Origin of the sequence: Calothrix sp. FACHB-168 (genome assembly GCF_963889195.1) — a bacterium.
In the GTDB taxonomy this organism is placed as follows: domain Bacteria; phylum Cyanobacteriota; class Cyanobacteriia; order Cyanobacteriales; family Nostocaceae; genus Aulosira; species Aulosira anomala_A.
Map to the genome: position 1 here is coordinate 105,599 of NZ_CAWPNJ010000011.1, position 19,441 is coordinate 125,039.

A 19,441-nucleotide genomic window follows, 5' to 3' on the forward strand; every position below is an offset into this window, starting at 1 on the left:
CTTGTCCCTAACGATGCATGTGCTTTGCTAAAATCCTGTCGGCTCTGGGTTTATAAATTAAATGGAATAGTGTGTCCATATAACGCAATCTGGCTTCGGTGTTTTCTGGGGCGACGAAATTCCAAAAGCTATAAATTTTCGCTAGCAATACTAACTGATTGCTATGTAATTTCCAGTTGTACTTGTTGCGAATTCGTTGAATCGCCCAATCGGAAATTTCTTGCCAATATTCGGGATTAGTATCGCATTGACTACAAAAATCATCTATTTTAGTAGCAGAACCGATTAAATCTGTCGGATTGAGGACAAATTTATGCTCTTGCTCTTCAATAATTTCTAAAGCGCCGCCAAATTGAGTCGCAAATGTTGGTAAGCCAGAAATCATCGCTTCTAAAATACTTCTGCCAAAAGCCTCAAAGCGGGCAAAGTGGACGTAAATACCCTTTTTATCTGCTACTAGGCGGTAGACTTCGCCAATCTCCTGATTTGACAGACGCATTCCCAACCAGCGAATATGACCGTGAAGCTGGTAGCGATTGATAATGTCATGCAGTTTTTGAATTTCTGCTGCTTCTTCTGGGTTGGCGGCGGCTGATGTATGCAACTTGCTAGTTAAAATAAATAAATTGCAATGTTCTTGTAAGGCTTTACTTTCACCGAAACATTCAGCTAAACCAGTTAAATTTTTAATTGAAATTATCGGTGCTACCGTTAAAATTGGTCGTTTTTCTGGCTGATGTAAATCGCCTAAAATATCTGTATCTTGACGGTAAAAAAGTAAATCGTGAATTTGGGCTTGCAGTTGCGTATCTCTGTTTAGAGATTGGCTGTAGGGAAAAAATATATCTTCACTTACTCCCGGCGGCACCACGTTAAATTTATGATTAAATAAATCTATGCCGTCAATTACGTGATATAACTCCGGCATGGTAAAAAATTTGTAGGATTCATACTGACCAATGGTTTCTGGTGTACCAACAATTTCTTGGTAGGATGCAGTCACTATAAAGTCGGCTGCATTCATATTAATTAAATCGGCACTGAATTGGGCAGAAAAATGATATTGCTCCTCTAAATCTTGCCAGTAAAGATTACTAAATAAATTTTTGGGTTTTTCTAAAATATGCGCAATATGACAATGGGTAACTTTCAAATTTTTCGCCAATAGAAAAGCGACTAAATTACCATCGGTATAATTGCCAATTAATAGATGGGGTTTACCGGAGAATTCTGTTAATATTTCTGTTTCTGCATCATGAGCAAATGTTTCTAAATAAGGCCAAATCTCATATTTAGAAATCCAATTATCGGTAATCTCTCGATTAAATTCCCTAAAAGGTACCCGCAATATCCAAGCGTTTTCTGTACCAGCGATTTTTTCTCGCCTTAAATTACAGAATGTACCTTCGCAGTTAGGTATTAATCGGGTGAGAACGACTACATGGGGTTGAATTCCTAAAATATCCAAACCAGCTAATTCCATTTCTTGACGCAGCTGGTTCTCTAAACTCCGCGCTTGTTCAAGAACATAGGCAACTTGGCCTAAGGTTTCATCTCTACCAAGCACTCTCTCTTGTCCTACCCAACCATGTATGGAAATTAAGACGACACGAAAGACAGCAGGAATCCGCGCTACAAATGCTTCTAAAAGTCCTGGTTGGGGATTTTCAATTAAGCGTTGCAGAAGTTCTAAAGTTTCGCTGATGCGGGAAGCTGTGTTACCCCAACCTGGCTCAAAGCCAAATTCTGCTAAGTCAGGGCGAAATTTTGTGTATGGGGTGTCAGGATCTAGCTGAGTCAAAAATTTGCGTACTTGCTGCATACTTGCTGCTAGTTGTGCGCCACAGGTAATGCGATCGCTAATTAGCAAGCCAATGCCATCATAATTTAATCTATGTAGTACCTGGAATAATACCTCTAAACAGTATTGCGGATCTGTTAATACCTGAGTGCATAGATAACGGTTGAGAAAACTTAACCCTTGACCAATGTTGCGCGGATCGTTGATTGTGGGTGAATTAGCGTAAAAGGGATGCAGATCTATATCTAAAATGTGAGGTTGGTAGCGATTAACTAAACGGTCTCTCACATTTAGTATGGCTTGGGGTGTCATCTGCTGGAAATCATCACCCTCGCCTGTTAATTGCCACACCTCCTGACTCGCAATCCGGGGACGAACGACAAACCAAGTACTGTCATTTTCTAAGATGATTTCATGACAGTAGTTAATGATTTTGCCCACAGCAGAGGCATAATAAAAGTATATAGGACGATGGGATTGCTGGCAATAGTCAGCAAAGATTTGTAAAATCTCATTTCTGAGGAAGTAAGGCTTCCCAGTGGCTTTAAGTGCCAAAATTAGCTCTTGCAGAGCAATTTTATCATCACTGTTTAAGGCAGCTTGAACTAGTTCATACATGACTCAGCCCTAGAAATAGCAGTAGGTCACGACCTCATTAGTTGTCTCTTCAGAGGTAATACGGTTCAGTTAGCGCCAAAAACCTGAAATTATCCTGAAATTATGGTTAACTGAGCCATATTGGTTGTAGAGGTGTAGTTCCCCTCATATTTTAAAAAACCAGTCAAGCCTCTCTCGTCTAGCTAGAGGATGAGGTTTTGAAAATTTAGCGATCGCAATCAGCTAATCAGCATTTAAGTTGTATTGTGTGGGCGGGCAAGACTTCGGCGTGAGCGCTCAGTCGAACGCTGCCCACCCCACAAGAGACTGATAAAATTTAATCTGCAAATTAAATGTCTATAGATGCGGAGCGGCTACCCTGCGGGCGGTTTGTCGGGTAAGGGACTTCCAACTAAAAAAATATTCCATCGCTGTGTATGCAGAGGAGGCAGAGGAAGCAGAGGAGAAAGAATCTGCCACTATGAAAATGGGACAATTTATTTTCTGGAAGTCCCTAAGTCGGGGATTTAAACACCAGCAACCAGTCAACATTAATGTGATGGACTACTGCGATCTACATCAAAATGTTTAATTAGATTGCATGTCATATAAATCCTTTTAAGCCCTCATCCTTAAGGTAGATATTGCAGACATATAAATAAAAAAGTACAAATACAGGCAAATAGGTAAGAAATAATAAAGTCGGCTCAAACCCTTTGCTCATATGACTTATACTTGCAGTTACATAATTATTTAGAGCATTTTTAACTTAAAATTAATCAATACTTAACTTTTTGTACTTTACATTATCAGTTTTATACTGAATAAGTTAAAAGTTGCAAATAATACACCTAAATTAAATTTACTGAATTTAGATCGGTCTGACTTTTACCAAAATTTTATAAATAGCCCTGACTTTTTAAGGATATGGTGAAGAATTCCGTAAACCACGTATAAGCGGGCTTTTTCAAGTTGCCATTTCTTGACAAAGCAACTATGAAATGCGTAGTATTCTTGTGTGTGTGTACGTAGAAGCCTAAACAGCAGCAATATATTTAAAACCCTTCGACTCGGCTAGCTAATTTTTCCCAGGTGGCATCTTATGTATCCGAAAATATCTTGTAAATACATTGTTTACAACTGTAAAGTACCAATCTTATCGAGGTGCAAGCTGTCTTAATTGCTATTTTCTAAGACAGTTTACTAGTCTTTCATTAGTGAATGCCTAGAAGACTGACGCAATTTTCCGAAAAAATGACAGTTTTTTCTTTGTAGTTAGCGGCTCTAATCCGGATTGGGAGGATGAAAGTTGTTAATACTAACTGCAAATAACATTTTTTTTGCGTCAGTTGAGCGATCGCCTAAATGAATGGATCTAGTTGTCATTTCGGGTTGAATTTATCTTCATCAAGGTATGACTTCCAAGTTGTGAATGTGCCTAAACCAGAATTGTTGCTGACGTAACTTTTATAGTGACGATCCATAGATACTGTGGGGATTTTTGTTAGTAGTTCAGTTGTCAATCAATTACCTAAATAACTATCAATTGATATATGGATGACACTGCTAGTGAATAATTCCCCAGTTTTGTCTGCTGACAAATTAACAAGCATTGGATATAGAAAACTTTTTTTTAAAAAAATTCTGTTGGGTATGGGTGTTTTATGAAGAAAATATTAGACGCAGAAGCAGGTATTGGTGATGTCCAAAGCGAATCACATCAGCTTCTAGAAGAGATATTACTCAATATACTCTCGGAAAATAAAAATTTAGTCACGAATTTTAGTCAAGCATTTGCAATTAACGCTTTTTCCTTGGGACAGGAGATTGTCAGATATAATACATTCCCCAGTGAAGACAAATCTGTTCAATCTGAACAAAATCACCAGGGTTTTTACCTAGTCTGTGCAGGTCGAGTGCGATTAGTTGGGTATGATGTTGCGGCACAACGAGAAGTACCATCTGGATTACTAGAAGCAGGAGATAGCTTTGGTACAGATGAGTTATTTAGCGATCGCCCTTTAGCTTACAAAGCGATCGCTGCTAGTACAGGGGCGATCGCCTTTATCTCTACAGCTAAGTTGCAAACATGGTGCGCCCAAATTCCCCAACTCCCAGATTACCTGCAACGCACCACAGCTACCCGGCAAATGTTGCTGTTCTTTAAAACTACAGTCGATTTACAAAAACAGCGCGGAAGTTCCGTTATCAAGGAGGATCTGCGCCAACAACAATCTAGCCTCAAAAAAGGAACTGGGCGTCAGACATCACTTTCCAGCCATACCCTCAAAGAATTTTTACCCTACTTACAACAAATCAACATCCCCGCAGGCTCTGTACTAACCCAAGCAACCCCAGCCAATAGCGGACGCTTCTTTTTACGTAGTGGTGAGATTCACGCTCAAAACAACCCATCACAACCAGCAATCGGAATAGGCGACAGTTGGGGATATCCCCAAGAAATCCCCGACGATTGGATAGCGCAAACAGATTTAGTCGCTTATAAACTACCCCTAGAGCATTGGGAAACAGCGATCGCCATCGTTCCCACCATCGCTGATGCTGATCTCAATGGAGCCTCGCCCCATCGCCCTCGCCGGATCGCCCCGACATTATTATTTGAGCAACCAACACCCAAGGTACAAACCGAACAACCAGCTCCCACCCTCCAACCCAACTCGCAATCTATACCCTTTCCCCATCCCCATAAATACCGCCGTCCTTGGTTTGGTAAACGCTATCCTTTCATTCAACAGCAGAGTACATCTGATTGTGGTGCAGCTTGCTTGGCGATGATTTCCCAATATTGGGGGAAAAAATTTACTATTAATATTCTGCGGAATTTAGCCAATGTGGGACGCGGGGGAGCATCTCTCAAAAGCCTAGCCGCAGCAGCAGAAACCTTAGGCTATCAAGCTCGACCGGTACGCGCCAGTTTTAACCGCCTCAGCGATCGCCAGCATCCTTGGATTGCACATTGGCAAGGAGACCACTATATAGTTGTTTACAAAGTCAAAAAAAATCAGGTAATAGTCTCCGATCCCGGAGTGGGACGGCGCAAGCTGAGTCTGAAGGAATTTCAAGCTAACTGGACGGGATACGCACTCTTATTAACCCCCACACCTGCGTTAAAACAAACACCTAATAGTAAACCTTCTTTAGGCAGATTTTGGGGTGCATTTTTGCCCTATAGCAAAATGCTGATCCCGATCATTGCTTCCTCTATACTTTTGCAAATATTTGGTCTGGTAACGCCTTTATTTACACAGATTATTCTCGATCAAGTCGTAGTTCATAAAAGTTTAAGCACCTTGCAAGTCATGGTGGTGGGGTTATTAGTGTTTAATGTTTGGCGGATTGCTTTGGGAAGTATGCGCCAATACATGCTAGTCAACTTTTCCAATCGCGTAGACTTAACCCTCGTGAGTGGATTTATCCGCCATGCTTTAAACTTACCCTTGCAGTTTTTCGCCTCCCGTCATGTCGGCGATATCCTCACCAGAGTTCAAGAAAACGAGAAAATTCAATCTTTCCTGACTCGTCAAGCGATTGGTGCTTGGTTAGATGTGTTAACAGCAATAGTCTATGTAGGTTTAATGGCCTATTACAACTGGCAATTAACCTTATTGGTGCTGTCAATACTATTACCCTTAATCCTCTTGACCGTGTTTGCTAGTCCGATACTGCGCCAAGTGTCGCGAGAAATTTTTAATGAAGCAGCTAAACAAAGTTCTACCCTAGTAGAAATGCTCACAGGGGTGGCTACAGTTAAAGCCGCAGCCGCCGAACACGAGTTACGCTGGCGATGGGAAGACAATCTCACCAGTACAATTAATGCTCAATTTCGCGGTTATAAATTGGGCATTGGTTTAAGTGTGGTAAGTGAATTAATTAATGCTGTCGGTAGTACGGCATTACTCTGGTATTCTGCTACACTAGTTATTCAAGACCAACTGACGATTGGGCAATTAGTCGCCTTTAATATGTTGATTGGTAACGTAGTTGGCCCGGTGATGTCCTTGGTGGGTTTGTGGGATGAATTGCAGGAAGTCATGGTTTCTGTAGAACGGTTAGATGATATTTTTAATACCGAGCCGGAAGAAACTACGGAAAAATCTTTGATGGTATTGCCGAAACTCCGAGGCGATGTGCAATTTGAAAATGTTACCTTTCGTTACAATTCTGACGACGATCGCAATATTCTGCAAAATATTTCCTTTGAAGCTCATCCAGGTCAAACAATAGCCATTGTCGGTCGTAGTGGTTCTGGTAAGAGTACTTTGGTGAGTTTATTACAGGGTTTATACCATCCGACTACAGGAAAAATTTTGATTGATGGACATGATATTCGCCATGTTTCGCCGCAATCTTTACGCCGTCAATTGGGTGTAGTTCCTCAAGAGTGCTTTTTATTTTCAGGCACGATTTTAGAGAATATTTCTTTATATCGGGAGGAATATAACTTAGAAGGGGTGGTAGAAGTCAGTAAACTCGCAGAAGCTCACGCTTTCATCCAAAGTTTACCCTTGGGATACAGTACCAAAGTAGGGGAACGGGGTTCTAATCTTTCTGGGGGACAAAGACAGCGAATTGCGATCGCTCGCGCCTTATTACCTAATCCCCGGATTTTGATTTTAGATGAAGCTACTAGTTCCCTAGATACCGAATCAGAACGCCGCTTTCAAAGAAATTTACAATACATCAGCCGCGATCGCACTACCTTTATCATCGCTCACCGTCTTTCTACCGTCAGAAATGCCGATAACATTCTTGTACTAGATCGCGGCGTCATTGTTGAGCAAGGTTCCCACGATCAACTAATTGCCAGCAAGGGTCTTTACTATCATCTAGCTCAACAGCAAATAGATGTTTAATATCAATGTTATTTAGGTAAATTGATGCATAGCCAAAGTTTTCTCTATGCAAATCAGGACTTGTTAACCGCCCAATATTCTCAATGATTTTTATAAACTATGGATTGACAAACGATTGTGATTAACATCAACTTTTCTGATTTTCTGAGAAAAACTTAAAAAATGGGGGGAGTTATGAATGATTAATTCTGCAAAATAATTTAATTAAATAATTGTTATTGTTTAGTTTAGGTGATTAAATACTGCAAAATTCAGGTTGAGATCAGAAAGGAAACATACTAGTATTTCGACTAAATCAAGGATATAACGTGATAAATGTGAAGATTTCATGAAAAAATAAGCAATTACATCAATTTAATCCATTATTGTGCCGATGATTACATTTTTCTGTCAAAAAACTAGCCAATTTGGCTAACATCATTCGTAAGAAAGAGTATCATATAATTATGCACATACATAATGAATCATAGAGTCTCCAGAAATCATTATGCATGGATATAAGAAGTAGTAATTACTGAAAATTTAGCCAGCTAAGTTGATGAATATGGAGACTTGAACTACCAAGTGTTTAGATAAATTATTATCCCTAACCTATGATGATGTAGTAGATTTATAGCTGGACATGCAAGATAGCTTTAACAAGCAATAATGTTGAGATAATTTCCATTTAACCTGAATTACTTACAGGTAAAAAATCATCTTGATTACAGCTATTTTCTGAGCAAAAGTAGCTAAATGAGAGAAGTTTCAATGATAGAGAGCTTCCATGAAACAACCTTTAAAATCCCTAGTTGCTCGACATGTAGAATCATCAGCGATCAAGAAAAAATTTCTTGATGCAGATGACCAACTACTAGATTTAGCCGAAGAAACAGCCTACCTTTATGGAGGAACAGCTGCTTCTGCGGAGGTAGCGACGGAGCAGCGCCATAATTTCCCAGATGATTTTTCCCCAGCAACTCCCCAGACTGTTCCACCTAAATCAGGTGATTGGTCTACTTCTTTACAAACAGTTTTAGACGATCCACCCTCTGCTCTTCCCTATCACATACTGCTGGCGGGAATTCTGTTTGGGATTTCTGTTGTAGTTTGGTCTACAGTAGGACAAATTGACGAAGTAGGTAAAGCTTCCGGTAGATTAGTCCCCCAAGGAAAGCCATATAAAATCAATACAGTAGTCTCTGGTAAAGTAGCGCGTCTGGATGTCAAAGAAGGCGATACGGTAACCAGAGGACAGGTAATAGCACAACTTGACCGCGAAATTGCTGTCAATGAAGTTGAGAGGTTAGCGCAAGAAATTGCCTCTTATAAAACACAATTAATTCAAACTCAAGTTTTAATAGACAAAACTCAATTAGAAGCGAAAACCCGTCTAGCGATTAATAATGCAGAAATCAAAGCGCAAGAAGCAGTTATTAATCAAGCTGAAGCGAAAATTGAGAGTCAAAAAGTAGCGATCGCCCAAGGACAACAAAGAGTCGAAATTAACAAATCACTTGTAGCCCAGCTAAATGTGGCTGCCAGTGCGGAACAAGAAAGATTAGAACGGTTAAAATCTTTAGCAGACCAAGGCGCAATCTCCAAAGACCAAATATTTCAAGCACAGCAAAATCTAGGCGATCGCCAACGAACTATTACCCAACAAATAGGAGAAAGCCAACAAACGCTCACAGAATCCAAACGACTACAAGCAGACTTACGCCAAGTTCTTGCAGAAGCTCAACAACTACAAGAACAACTTGCCCAAAAGCAAGCTGAAGGTAACACAGTCCAAATTCAGACTCAACAAACAATTCAAAAACTGCAAGTAGAAAAAACTCAGTTGTACGCCAAAATGCAGCAGACAGAAAAACTTCTGCAACAGTCCAAAGCGCTGTTAAAACAGCTGTCTTTAGCTGCTCCTGTGAATGGAATGATTCTGTCTTTGAATGTTAAAAATAGTGGAGAAGTAGTTCAACCAGGACAAATAATCGCGGAAGTTGCTCCTGAAAATGCACCATTAATTCTAGAGACTGTATTACCTACTCAAGAAGCCGGCTTTATTAAAGTAGGAAACACCGCCAAAGTGAAATTTGATGCTTATCCCTTCCAAGATTATGGTGTGATTACAGGTAAAGTGATCTCTATTTCCCCAGATAGTCAGCCCGATGAAAAACTAGGAGCTGTCTACCGGGTGGGAATCGCCCTCGACCGGAATTATGTGAAAACACGCCAGCAAACTATCCAATTTAAACCCGGTCAGACAGCTAGTGCGGAGATTATTATCCGTCGCCGTCGCATTGCAGATATGCTGCTAGAACCAATTAAGCAGCTACAAAAAGGCGGACTCAATTTATAAACTTCTATGTAGTCTAGTAAAATAAGGGTTAATTGTATGAGCTACCAAGTTTCCTCTCAACCAAAAAATTATCAAAAAGCTATTAGTTCTGAACAATTGAATCAAGTTATAGAAGCTATTACTGAAGGTAGATATTCTTGGGCTTGTGTCCTACTACTCCGTTTTGTGGGTTACAATCCCCTGCACTTTATTCCCCAAAGAACTTATAGCCGTTTAATTAAAGAAAATAGCCAACCTCAAAGTACAATTGTCTCAACTACTAATAGAAGCTTGTCAGCTAACCTTTCCTCTAACAACGGTGGTTCTCAGGGGTTAAATAAAATTCATGACCTAGATTATCTGGAAACATCTGATAAAAAACAGGCTAGTCTCAAAGGCGGTAATAATTTGTTGTTGTTTCCCGAAGCCGTTAATCAAAACCTGATTACCCATTCTCGCGATTCTTTAAAATAGCTGCAACTGCGGGCTAGATTTTTGAGCTTTGACAGCCGATCAAATCCTCATTCACTCAATGAGGATTTTTCATATTGTTCAGCTCCCCGACTTTTTCAAAAAGTCGGGTATCTATTTAGTAGGACTTACACACCGAACACAAAAACCCTGACAAGGCTGGTCAAAAGTCAAAAGTCAATGGTCAAAATTCAGGTTTTTGGACTATGGACTATTGACAATTGACAAAAAGCATGAAAAATATCTGACACTGCGTCAGTCCTATTTAGTTAGCAGTATTGGTATAAATTTTGCAATATACGTAGCAATACCAATCCTACAAATACTACATATCCTGAGATTTTTTTCTCACCAATTTGGATGCAGCTAGTAAGTATATCCAGATAAATACAGATAAATAAATATATTTTTCGCCAAAATGACCACCTTTTTTTGGCAGAATTCTTTAATCTATAAATATAAATTAATCTGCCCTGTGTGAAAGCTAATTTTCTCAAGTAGAAGGTACTTTTTCTACTGTGGATTAATATGTCCAAATAAATTCTGCTTTTAAGTTGCACGATCCATCGTCAGGATAACAGCCTTTATTAGTAGTTATGCAACTTAGACGCTGGAAATCTAAGTAGAGAAGCGATCGCACAAGGGGCTGTGAGTGATTCTTATAATTTAAATATCTTACAATTGGCAATTTTTACTCAAAATTTAGAACAATGACAACACAGACAAAAATGATTGACTTCAAAGGACATATTATTTTTCCCGAAGAGATTATTGAATATCTCAAAAAGACTTTACAGGTTAAAGAGTTATGTAATAATATTTTATATCAAAAAATTATTAATCGTGCAGCCCAAGAAAGAGAAATAACATTAACTCCTGAAGAAATCCAAACAGAAGCGGATAGACTACGCTATGAAAATCGTTTAGTCAAAGCCAGCGATACTTTAGCATGGCTAGCCGATCAGCTAATTGTTGCGGATGATTGGGAAGCGGGAATTCGCGATAGTTTGTTGAGTAAAAAATTATCGCAGATTTTATTTAACAAAGATGTGGAAAAATATTTTTCTGAAAATCAGCTTGATTACGATCAAGTTATTCTTTATCAGATAGTAGTCCCACATATACAATTAGCTCAAGAGATTTGTTATCAAATTGAAGAAGGCGAACTCAGCTTTTATGAAGCTGCGCACATTTATGATATTGATGAGAGACGCCGCATTAATTGTGGTTATGAAGGCAAATTTTATCGCTGGAATTTGAAGCCAGATATCGCAGCAGTTGTGTTTAGTACTAGACCAGGAGATTTATTAGGGCCGCTGATTGTAGACCAAGCCAGTTACATTTTTATGGTAGAAGAATTTATTCCGGCTGAGTTAACGCCAGAAAGACATCAAGAGATTTTGGATAAAATGTTTAAAGAATGGCTATCTGCAGAACTAAACTATCTTTTACATGCTTAGTAATAAATCAACTATTTTGATTTAAGGGTTTGAAACTGTAAGCTAAATTCTACCCAGATATAGACAAAATTACCGGAATGTACACATAAAACATTGGAGGTCGAGCAATGTTACTTAGTTTCAAGACAGCACTGATACCAAATAACAAGCAACAAACATCATTCAAAAAAGCTTGTGGTGTAGCGCGTCATGCTTATAATTGGGCGAATGCTCACATAAAAGAAGTGTTAGAACTTCGCGCTTGTGACAAGTCGATTAAAATACCATCGGCAATTGATTTACACAAAAAGTTGATTGCTGAGGTTAAATCTGTTAATTATTGGTATTATGAAACTAACAAGAACGTACCACAAAAAGCATTAACAGATTTACGCCAAGCATGGGATAGATGTTTTAAAAAGGTATCAAAACAACCTCTTTTCAAAAAGAAAGGTCAACGTGATTCTTTCTATTTAGAAGCTGGAACCAAAGCAAAACCATTAATTAAAAATGATGGTAAGCGTGTTAAATTACCTTCTATTGGCTGGGTAAAATTAGCTGAACCATTACCATGTACGCTCATTCATAATTGTGTCATTTCACGCCAAGCTGACAGATGGTTTATTTCAATCAAGTATGAGATTGAAAAACCATCTGTTGATGCTGATAGACCTATTGTAGGCGTTGATATTGGCATCAAAGAATTAGCTGTAACTAGCAATGGTAAAGTGTTTAAAAATCCCAAAGCTTACAAACGCATGAATAAGCGTATGAAGCGTTTACAGCGTAGTGTTAGTCGTAAGGTGAAAGGTTCTAAAAATAGGCGATTAGCTGTTAAGAAACTAAGTAAAATACACGCCAAAATCAGCAATATTCGTAAAGATGCTATTCACAAATTGACCCACTTTTTAGCTAAAAACCACAGCGAGATAAAAATAGAGGATTTGTCAATCAAAGCATTTTTGAAAAATCATAAGTTAGCAGGTGCAATCGCTGATTGTGGTATGTATGAATTAAAACGTCAATTAGAGTACAAAACCGAGAAATTCTTTAGTAAATTAACGCTAGTAGATAGGTTGTTTCCTAGTTCTCAGATTTGCTCTAATTGTGGTCAGCATCGTCATAAGATGCCGTTGAAAAATCGCGTTTACGTCTGTCCAGAATGCAATCACATTGAGGATAGAGATTTAAACGCATCAAAGAATCTAGAGCGTTGGTTTGATGGAATCTATATTCCAAAATGCTCAGATTTGGCGGTAAGCTCTACCGTGTCAGCTTGCGGAGTGGAAAAACCTCTTAGGAGTCATCCTAAGACCACTATGAAACAGGAAGTTAACACCAAAACTACCATTGTCCAGTTAAGTCTAGACTTGGGTAATTTTGGGTAGGTTTAACAGAGCGGCTTGGTAGACCCTGATAACAATACCCTTGAAGTCGTTTATCTAATTTATTTTAATTTTACTAACTGTTAGTGGGGTGCCAATTTGGCATTTTCGCTAGAATGCAATCTATTGTGAGGGCTGTTGACGGTTAACTGTTAACTGTTGACGGTTGACTGTTGACGGTTGACTGTTGACTGCAATGTTAGAAGCACATGCGCTTAAATAATAAATCAGGCTATGGAATTACCATAACCTGATTGAAAAAAGAGTGAATTAAAAAGAATGATTAGTTGCGTAAAATTGCAGACAAAGAACTCTGCTTACGTATATCCATCAAATCTGCTAAAGACTCTTTGCTTTTTTCTGGACGATAGCTTTGTTCTGGTGGTAGAACTGTCATGCGCGGTTTTGTCTGAGATTGCATGGAGACTAGGGGAGTGAATGATGAGGATGGGACGAAAACCGGAGGATTTTTGGCTGGTGATGGTTGTACTGTTGGTGGTTTGCTAGGGACTGTGCGGATGGGATAACGTCTAGCTGTTTTGTGGATTGTTTTACCATTTGCTGGACGGTTGAGGACGCGCAAAATGATTAAGCATCCACTAGCACAGCTGAGAGCGATCGCTGCAACCATCCACAAAGGTGTGGGATTATTGTTCTCAGAGGGCGTATTATTGACTGCTTCGGCTACGGTGGCGACATCTAGATTTTTCTCTACCTCTTCTGGCTGTTGTACATTCCCAACAGAACCCAGGTTATATAAAGCAAGCACAGCACTTGCAACAAATATTGCTGATAACCCAATCAACAACAGCCAAGGATGGCGCGTGAGCAGATGTATCAGAAATTGCGAGCTACGGATGGTTTTCGATTTACTGTTTGTCAGCTCTGGAGTGACCCCAGCAGGTTGGGTTGCCTCGTGCTGTACAGTCTGACTTTTTTCCATAGATTACTTTCAGATTTTTACCCCTCTAGATCCAAGATCATACTGGAGGAAGCAAGTATCATGTATCCGTAGTCAGATTTTGTAATGAAGTAACTTTTGTTTGCAGTTTAAGCTACTAAATCTGCAAACTTGGCGCAAAAATCCGATGTTTGCCACCTTTAAAACTATTTATTAACTGCATGGCTGCGGTTAACTCTTTCCTGCGACTGTAGCATCTCTCTCTATAGCTAGTTGGATTAATTTATCAACTAATTCCGGGAAAGAGATTCCACTGTGTGCCCAAAGTTGAGGATACATACTAGTTGCGGTAAATCCCGGTAGGGTATTGATTTCATTAATCAATACTTCTCCTGTGGCTTCTACGTAAAAGAAATCTACTCTGGAAAGTCCAGCAGCATCTACAGCCGCAAAGGCTTTTAATGCCATGTCTTGGATTTGACTAGCGATCGCTTCTGGTAACCGAGCAGGTATCAGTAAATCTGCTAGCCCTTGAGTATATTTTGTTTCGTAATCGTAAAAATCGCTATTATAAGTAATTTCGCCAATAACCGAGGCTTGGGGTTGATCGTTACCTAAAACTGCACATTCTACTTCTCTGGCGACAACTCCAGCTTCAACTATAATCCGGCGATCGTAACTAGCTGCATTATCTAACGCCGCTTCTAATTCTTGGCGCGATCGCACTTTAGCAATTCCTACCGATGAACCTAAGTTGGCGGGTTTGACAAAACAGGGGTAACCGAGTTCCGCTTCAATTTCATCGCACAATTTGGGAAATACACAAGGATTTGACCAAATTTGCGCTCTCGTGACTGCTTTGTATTTTACTTGGGGTAAGCCAGCTTGAGCAAAGGCAATTTTCATGCCAATTTTATCCATCCCCGTAGCCGAACCTAACACCCCAGAACCCACAAAAGGAACTTGCATGAGACTGAGTAACCCTTGAATTGTCCCATCTTCCCCATTCGGCCCGTGGAGAATGGGAAACCATAAATCTACTTCTTGTGTTTGGGGAGGAAATTGCCAAAGATTAGGAGAGGTAACAGAACTTTGATAAACAGCGCCAGAGTCTAAAACTTGTTGCGCAATTTCTCCTGCTTGCCAAAAACCATCTTTTTGGATGTAAAATGGCAGAATATCATATTTACTAGCATTTGTATCTGCACTCAAAGCTTTTGCGATCGCTCTTGCTGAACTAATTGAAACTTCATGTTCTCCAGAACGACCGCCAAACAGCAAACCTACCCGCAGTTTAGTCATCTTCAGTACCTAATAGCTTTGTCTCGCAGTTAGCGTATCACAATCGGATTGGTTAGTTGTCAGTTGTCAGTTGTCAGTTGTCAGTTGTGATTTGTTAGAGACGCGATGAATCGCGTCTGTACAATAGTTATTTCTAAATTATTAATTTTTGGGTTGAGATGTGATATAATATATTGCTTTAAATTATAATTTCCGTGTAATCGCTGGTTTACGCACCGCAACAGATTTTATAGGTCAAAGTCTAAATTATAAATGAGACTGAGAAAGAAGAATTCAGAACTCAGCATTAGCCAACGACCCATTGCAGTTGATTTGTTCGCAGGTGCAGGTGGGATGACTCTTGGCTTTGAACAAGCTGGCTTTGATGTATTAGCGGCGGTGGAAATTGATCCGATTCATTGTGCAATTCACGAATATAATTTTCCCTTTTGGACGGTGTTATGCCAAACTGTAGTGGATACTACCGGGGAAGAGATAAGAAAGCGATCGCAAATTGGCGATCGAGAAATTGATGTAGTCATCTGCGGTAGTCCCTGTCAAGGTTTTTCTATTATTGGGAAACGACTTTTTGATGACCCGCGCAACTCTTTAGTATTTCATTTTTATCGCTTAGTTTTGGAATTACAACCAAAATTTTTTGTGATGGAGAATGTCAGAGGTATTACTATTGGCGAACATAAACAAATTCTGCAAAATTTGATTTATGAATTTCAACTTAAAGGTTATCAAGTAGAAGAAAGTTACCAAATTCTGAACGCTGCTCATTATGGAGTTCCACAGGCGAGAGAAAGATTATTTCTGTTAGGCGCAAGAGAAGATGTAATATTACCAAAATATCCCCAACGGCTGACGCAAATAGCTAAACCTCATACATCATCAAAGAAAAAATCATCTTTATTACCCATAAGTCCGACAGTTTGGGATGCAATTGGCGATATCCCAGAAGTTGAACAATATCCTGAGTTACTGCTAAGAGATTGGGTAGCAGCAGAATATGGAAAACCCAGTAATTATGCTCTGATACTTCGCGGTATTCAGACTTTAGATAATGATTATTCCTACCCGCGTAAATTTGACTCGCGAATTCTCTCTTCTAGCTTCCGCACCAAGCATTCAGATGCGACTAGAGAACGTTTTGCAGCGACAGTTCAAGGCGAAAGAGAACCAATTAGTCGATTTCATAAATTGCATCCGGCTGGTGTTTGTAATACCTTAAGAGCAGGTACAGATATGTATCGGGGTTCGTTTACTTCGCCTCGCCCAATTCATCCTTTTACGCCTAGATGTATCACAGTCAGAGAAGCAGCGCGGTTACATTCTTATCCTGATTGGTTTAGATTTCATGTGACTAAATGGCATGGATTTCGTCAAGTTGGTAATTCTGTACCGCCGCTTTTAGCTAAATCTATAGCATTAGAAGTTATGAATGTGTTGGGTAAATTTCCATGTAAACCTGAAGTAGTTCAAGAACTAGGCGATGAAAATTTACTACATTTTAAGATGACGGAAGCAGCTAAATATTATTTATAGGACTTACGCAAAATCATGAAAAAACGAACCACGAAGTACGCAAAGAACACGAAGTAAAGAGGTTTGGGAGATTTATCGCGTAAGTCCTGATTTATAATTCGTAATTCAATATCTAAAATCAAGTATGATAAATTTTATGTATGGGTGAATCTATATTTTTTTATGTCTAAATCGGCTGATATTAGCACTAAAAAATTAATTAGTTTGGCTCCAAATAATTGGGTAAAGTGGGTAACGCAGATACCTGATTTAATAGCAGATGAAATCCTCAATTCGGAATTTCAATGGATTAGTCGAGAAAGTGATGTACTTATCCGCGTTGAAAGTCCCCAGTATGGACAATTTCTGGTTCTCAATGAATTACAATTGCGTTACAAACCAGAAATGCCAAAAAGAATGCGTGCTTATGCGGGATTAGCTGAAGAAAAATATAATCTACCAACTTATCCTGTATTAATCAATATTCTGAAAACGAGTAATACAGAAATTCCTACAAGATATGAATCGAATATTGCAGGGATAACAGCCTATCAAGATTATCGTGTAATTAACTTATGGGAAGTTGATGCTAATATCGCTTTTGAACAACCTGTACCATCTTTACTGCCCTTTGTACCAATTCTTCAAGGTGGTGAAGACGAATCTAAAATTAGAGAAGCCTTACGTTTATTGCAAGCGGATGAACAATTAAACCAAATGGAAACGGTTTTAGCATTTTTTGCTACGTTTGTACTAGATAGCGCTTTAGTGAAACAAATTATGAGGTGGGATATGACAGTATTACGCGAGTCACCCTGGTATCAAGAAATTTTGCGTGAAGGTGAAATCCGTGGGGAACAACGAGGCGAACAACAAGGTAAACGGGAACAAGCACTAGCAAATCTTCAAATGACGCTGGAAATGAAGTTTGGTAATGAGGGATTACAATTAATGTCACAAATTAGCCAAATTACTGATTTGGATAGGTTAACAGCGATTTTCCGAGGCGCGATCGCATTTGAGACAATTGAAGATTTACAAAACTTAATAACCCAGGTGTATAATCAGTCTGCATAAAATTGCGATCGCAAACCTATTGATGGAGTGAAGGGGTTAAAACCTCGCCAACATAACTCATATCAACAGGAAAACGACAATGAAAACTCAAATTCTCTTAAATCTTGCTTGTTCTCTATCTTTATTAGGTGCTGTTACAGTTCCAGCTATGGCGCAACAAGTTCCTAGCGTAGCACCTCAACCCCAAGCAATTTCTCAAGAGATGACTATCCCTCAAGATACAGCTATTATTGTGTCATTTCCTGCCCCTGTAACTGTTGATGTGGGGCAAAAAAAAGATTATCCTTTGACACTTCCTTTAGCAAGTGCAATTAAAGATGCTCAAGGTAATGTGGTAGCACCAGAAAATACTCCGGTAACTATTGTTTTAAAACCGACTGATGGCGGTGCAAAAATTATCGCCCAATCCTTAGTAATTAATGGGCGAATTGTCTCGATTAAAGCATCGAGTCAAATGATTCCTGGTACTACTATTACCCATAAACGAGCTAATGATAAGGCTGTAGAAAATGGTTCTGTTTGGGGTAGAATTACCGGCAGTACTTTAGGCTTTATTAGCAATGGCGATCCGGAACAATTTGATAGAGGTGCAATGCTGGGAAGCGCTATTGGCTTAGTTTCCGGTTTGCGTTCCGCAGAAAATACGAGAATTGTCCAGATTCCCCAAAGCAGTGTTTACGTTTTATCCCTAGAAGCACCTATCCAACTTTCTGGGCGTTAGTCTCATATTCAGGAGAAAAACCTGATTCTTTGGGATGTAATACTGTTAAGTGAAAACCATGTCTAGTTTCGATTTTTAAATATCGTTCTTGCAATGGTTGCCAATTCTGCCATAATTGATAGCGATTGTCTGCTAATAATTTAGTCAGTCCATGCAAATGACTGTGCATGTCTGACTTAAAGACATTCTCTAGCCACTCAGTTAAGACGACGCTATCTTGCATCGAACCCAAAATATCTTGGATACTTTTCACATCTACTATGTAAGCGGCGTAAGACTCGCTATATAAATCAGAAAAGAGTTCCATTTGGTAGCGTACACGTTTTGCTTGTTTGCGCAAATCATGTAGTGTTTCGCCTTCTTTGGTTAATTGTTGTTCTATCTTTTCGGCTTCCCAATTTTGATGAATTTTTAACTGTGAGTCTACAAATTCAGTTCCTATCAACCAACCAGGATGCAGGAGAAATTCACTCACTTCTGGTAATAGTAAATCTGGTAAAACTTGTCCAATACTAATATCAGCTAAATCTTTATAGATGGGTTTTTCTAACCAATCTTCCATTGATTGCTTGAAAGACTTATAAGCTTCATCTTTTAAGGTTGTCAGGACTAAAGATAATGCTTGTTCCCGTTGTTTGGCGATCGCATCAAATGCTGTATGCAAATATGTCTGTTCTTTATGAGATAACCGTGGTTTATAGTCTTTTTCTAAATTTTCTTTGAGTACGTCTAAGTCTCTTAAGCTACCCAGCTTTCGAGCAATTTTACCGATATTTTTATCACTAACAGGCTTGGGTAAATCTAAAGCGATCGCAAATCTACTGACAGCAGTACGCAGTCTCCGCATCCCTACGCGCATTTGGTGTAATGCTTCGGGATCTTCATCTTTCTTGACTGATTTTTCCCACTTGAGAATTTTCTTATAATGTTTTTGTACAGCCTCGTATGCATAGTTTCCGAGAGTTTGCACTGGAGTATTTGTCGCTAATTCCATCACTTACACCAATCCCAATACGCAATCTGATTACTGCATCATAACATTCGTTA

The 19,441-nt window shown here is 39.2% G+C and carries 12 protein-coding genes; 8 read left to right on the plus strand and 4 right to left on the minus strand.

Features of this window, described 5'->3' with window-relative positions:
• Positions 1–7 precede the first annotated feature (7 nt).
• Entirely contained in the window at positions 8–2,419 is a 2,412-nt protein-coding gene (locus AACW45_RS05140; RefSeq protein ID WP_190631726.1) for a sucrose synthase, read from the minus strand.
• A gap of 1,643 nt (positions 2,420–4,062) precedes the next feature.
• Here AACW45_RS05140 and AACW45_RS05145 point away from each other — a divergent pair.
• The 5 genes from AACW45_RS05145 (at position 4,063) to AACW45_RS05165 (ending at position 12,887) form a co-directional block, all read left to right on the plus strand.
• Positions 4,063–7,272: a peptidase domain-containing ABC transporter gene (locus AACW45_RS05145; protein ID WP_190631728.1), complete on the plus strand. Its 3,210-nt coding sequence runs from the start codon at positions 4,063–4,065 to the stop codon at positions 7,270–7,272.
• 766 nt (positions 7,273–8,038) lie between these two features.
• A complete protein-coding gene (locus AACW45_RS05150) occupies positions 8,039–9,610 on the plus strand; it encodes an HlyD family efflux transporter periplasmic adaptor subunit (RefSeq protein WP_190631730.1) in 1,572 nt (523 codons plus the stop codon).
• 36 nt (positions 9,611–9,646) lie between these two features.
• Positions 9,647–10,063, plus strand: a complete 417-nt coding sequence (locus tag AACW45_RS05155; RefSeq protein ID WP_190631732.1) for a HetP family heterocyst commitment protein — start codon at positions 9,647–9,649, stop codon at positions 10,061–10,063.
• Between the two features lie 725 nt (positions 10,064–10,788).
• Positions 10,789–11,520: a peptidylprolyl isomerase gene (locus AACW45_RS05160; protein WP_190631896.1), complete on the plus strand. Its 732-nt coding sequence runs from the start codon at positions 10,789–10,791 to the stop codon at positions 11,518–11,520.
• A 107-nt stretch (positions 11,521–11,627) separates the two neighbouring features.
• Positions 11,628–12,887 carry an RNA-guided endonuclease InsQ/TnpB family protein gene (locus AACW45_RS05165; RefSeq protein WP_190631734.1) on the plus strand — a complete coding sequence of 420 codons (1,260 nt, stop codon included), beginning with the start codon at positions 11,628–11,630 and terminating at the stop codon, positions 12,885–12,887.
• A gap of 280 nt (positions 12,888–13,167) precedes the next feature.
• On the opposite strand, the gene AACW45_RS05170 is transcribed toward AACW45_RS05165, so the two are convergent.
• Entirely contained in the window at positions 13,168–13,827 is a 660-nt protein-coding gene (locus AACW45_RS05170; RefSeq protein WP_190631736.1) for a hypothetical protein, read from the minus strand.
• Between the two features lie 189 nt (positions 13,828–14,016).
• On the minus strand, positions 14,017–15,087 hold the full coding sequence (locus tag AACW45_RS05175; protein WP_190631738.1) for a D-alanine--D-alanine ligase family protein: 1,071 nt from the start codon (positions 15,085–15,087) through the stop codon (positions 14,017–14,019).
• A 252-nt stretch (positions 15,088–15,339) separates the two neighbouring features.
• On the opposite strand from AACW45_RS05175, the gene AACW45_RS05180 reads away from it, so the two are divergent.
• The 3 genes from AACW45_RS05180 to AACW45_RS05190 all read left to right on the plus strand — a co-directional run bounded on the left by AACW45_RS05180 (position 15,340) and on the right by AACW45_RS05190 (position 18,394).
• The gene (locus tag AACW45_RS05180; protein ID WP_190631740.1) at positions 15,340–16,617 is read left to right on the plus strand and encodes a DNA cytosine methyltransferase; all 1,278 of its coding nucleotides are present in this window, start codon (positions 15,340–15,342) and stop codon (positions 16,615–16,617) included.
• 162 nt (positions 16,618–16,779) lie between these two features.
• Entirely contained in the window at positions 16,780–17,673 is an 894-nt protein-coding gene (locus AACW45_RS05185) for an Rpn family recombination-promoting nuclease/putative transposase (protein WP_190631742.1), read from the plus strand.
• A gap of 79 nt (positions 17,674–17,752) precedes the next feature.
• Complete coding sequence (locus AACW45_RS05190) at positions 17,753–18,394, plus strand: hypothetical protein (RefSeq protein ID WP_190631744.1); 642 nt, start codon at positions 17,753–17,755, stop codon at positions 18,392–18,394.
• Here AACW45_RS05190 and AACW45_RS05195 read toward each other — a convergent pair.
• On the minus strand, positions 18,372–19,388 hold the full coding sequence (locus tag AACW45_RS05195; RefSeq protein WP_190631745.1) for a CHAD domain-containing protein: 1,017 nt from the start codon (positions 19,386–19,388) through the stop codon (positions 18,372–18,374). The genes AACW45_RS05190 and AACW45_RS05195 overlap by 23 nt on opposite strands.
• Between the last annotated feature and the right edge of the window lie 53 nt (positions 19,389–19,441).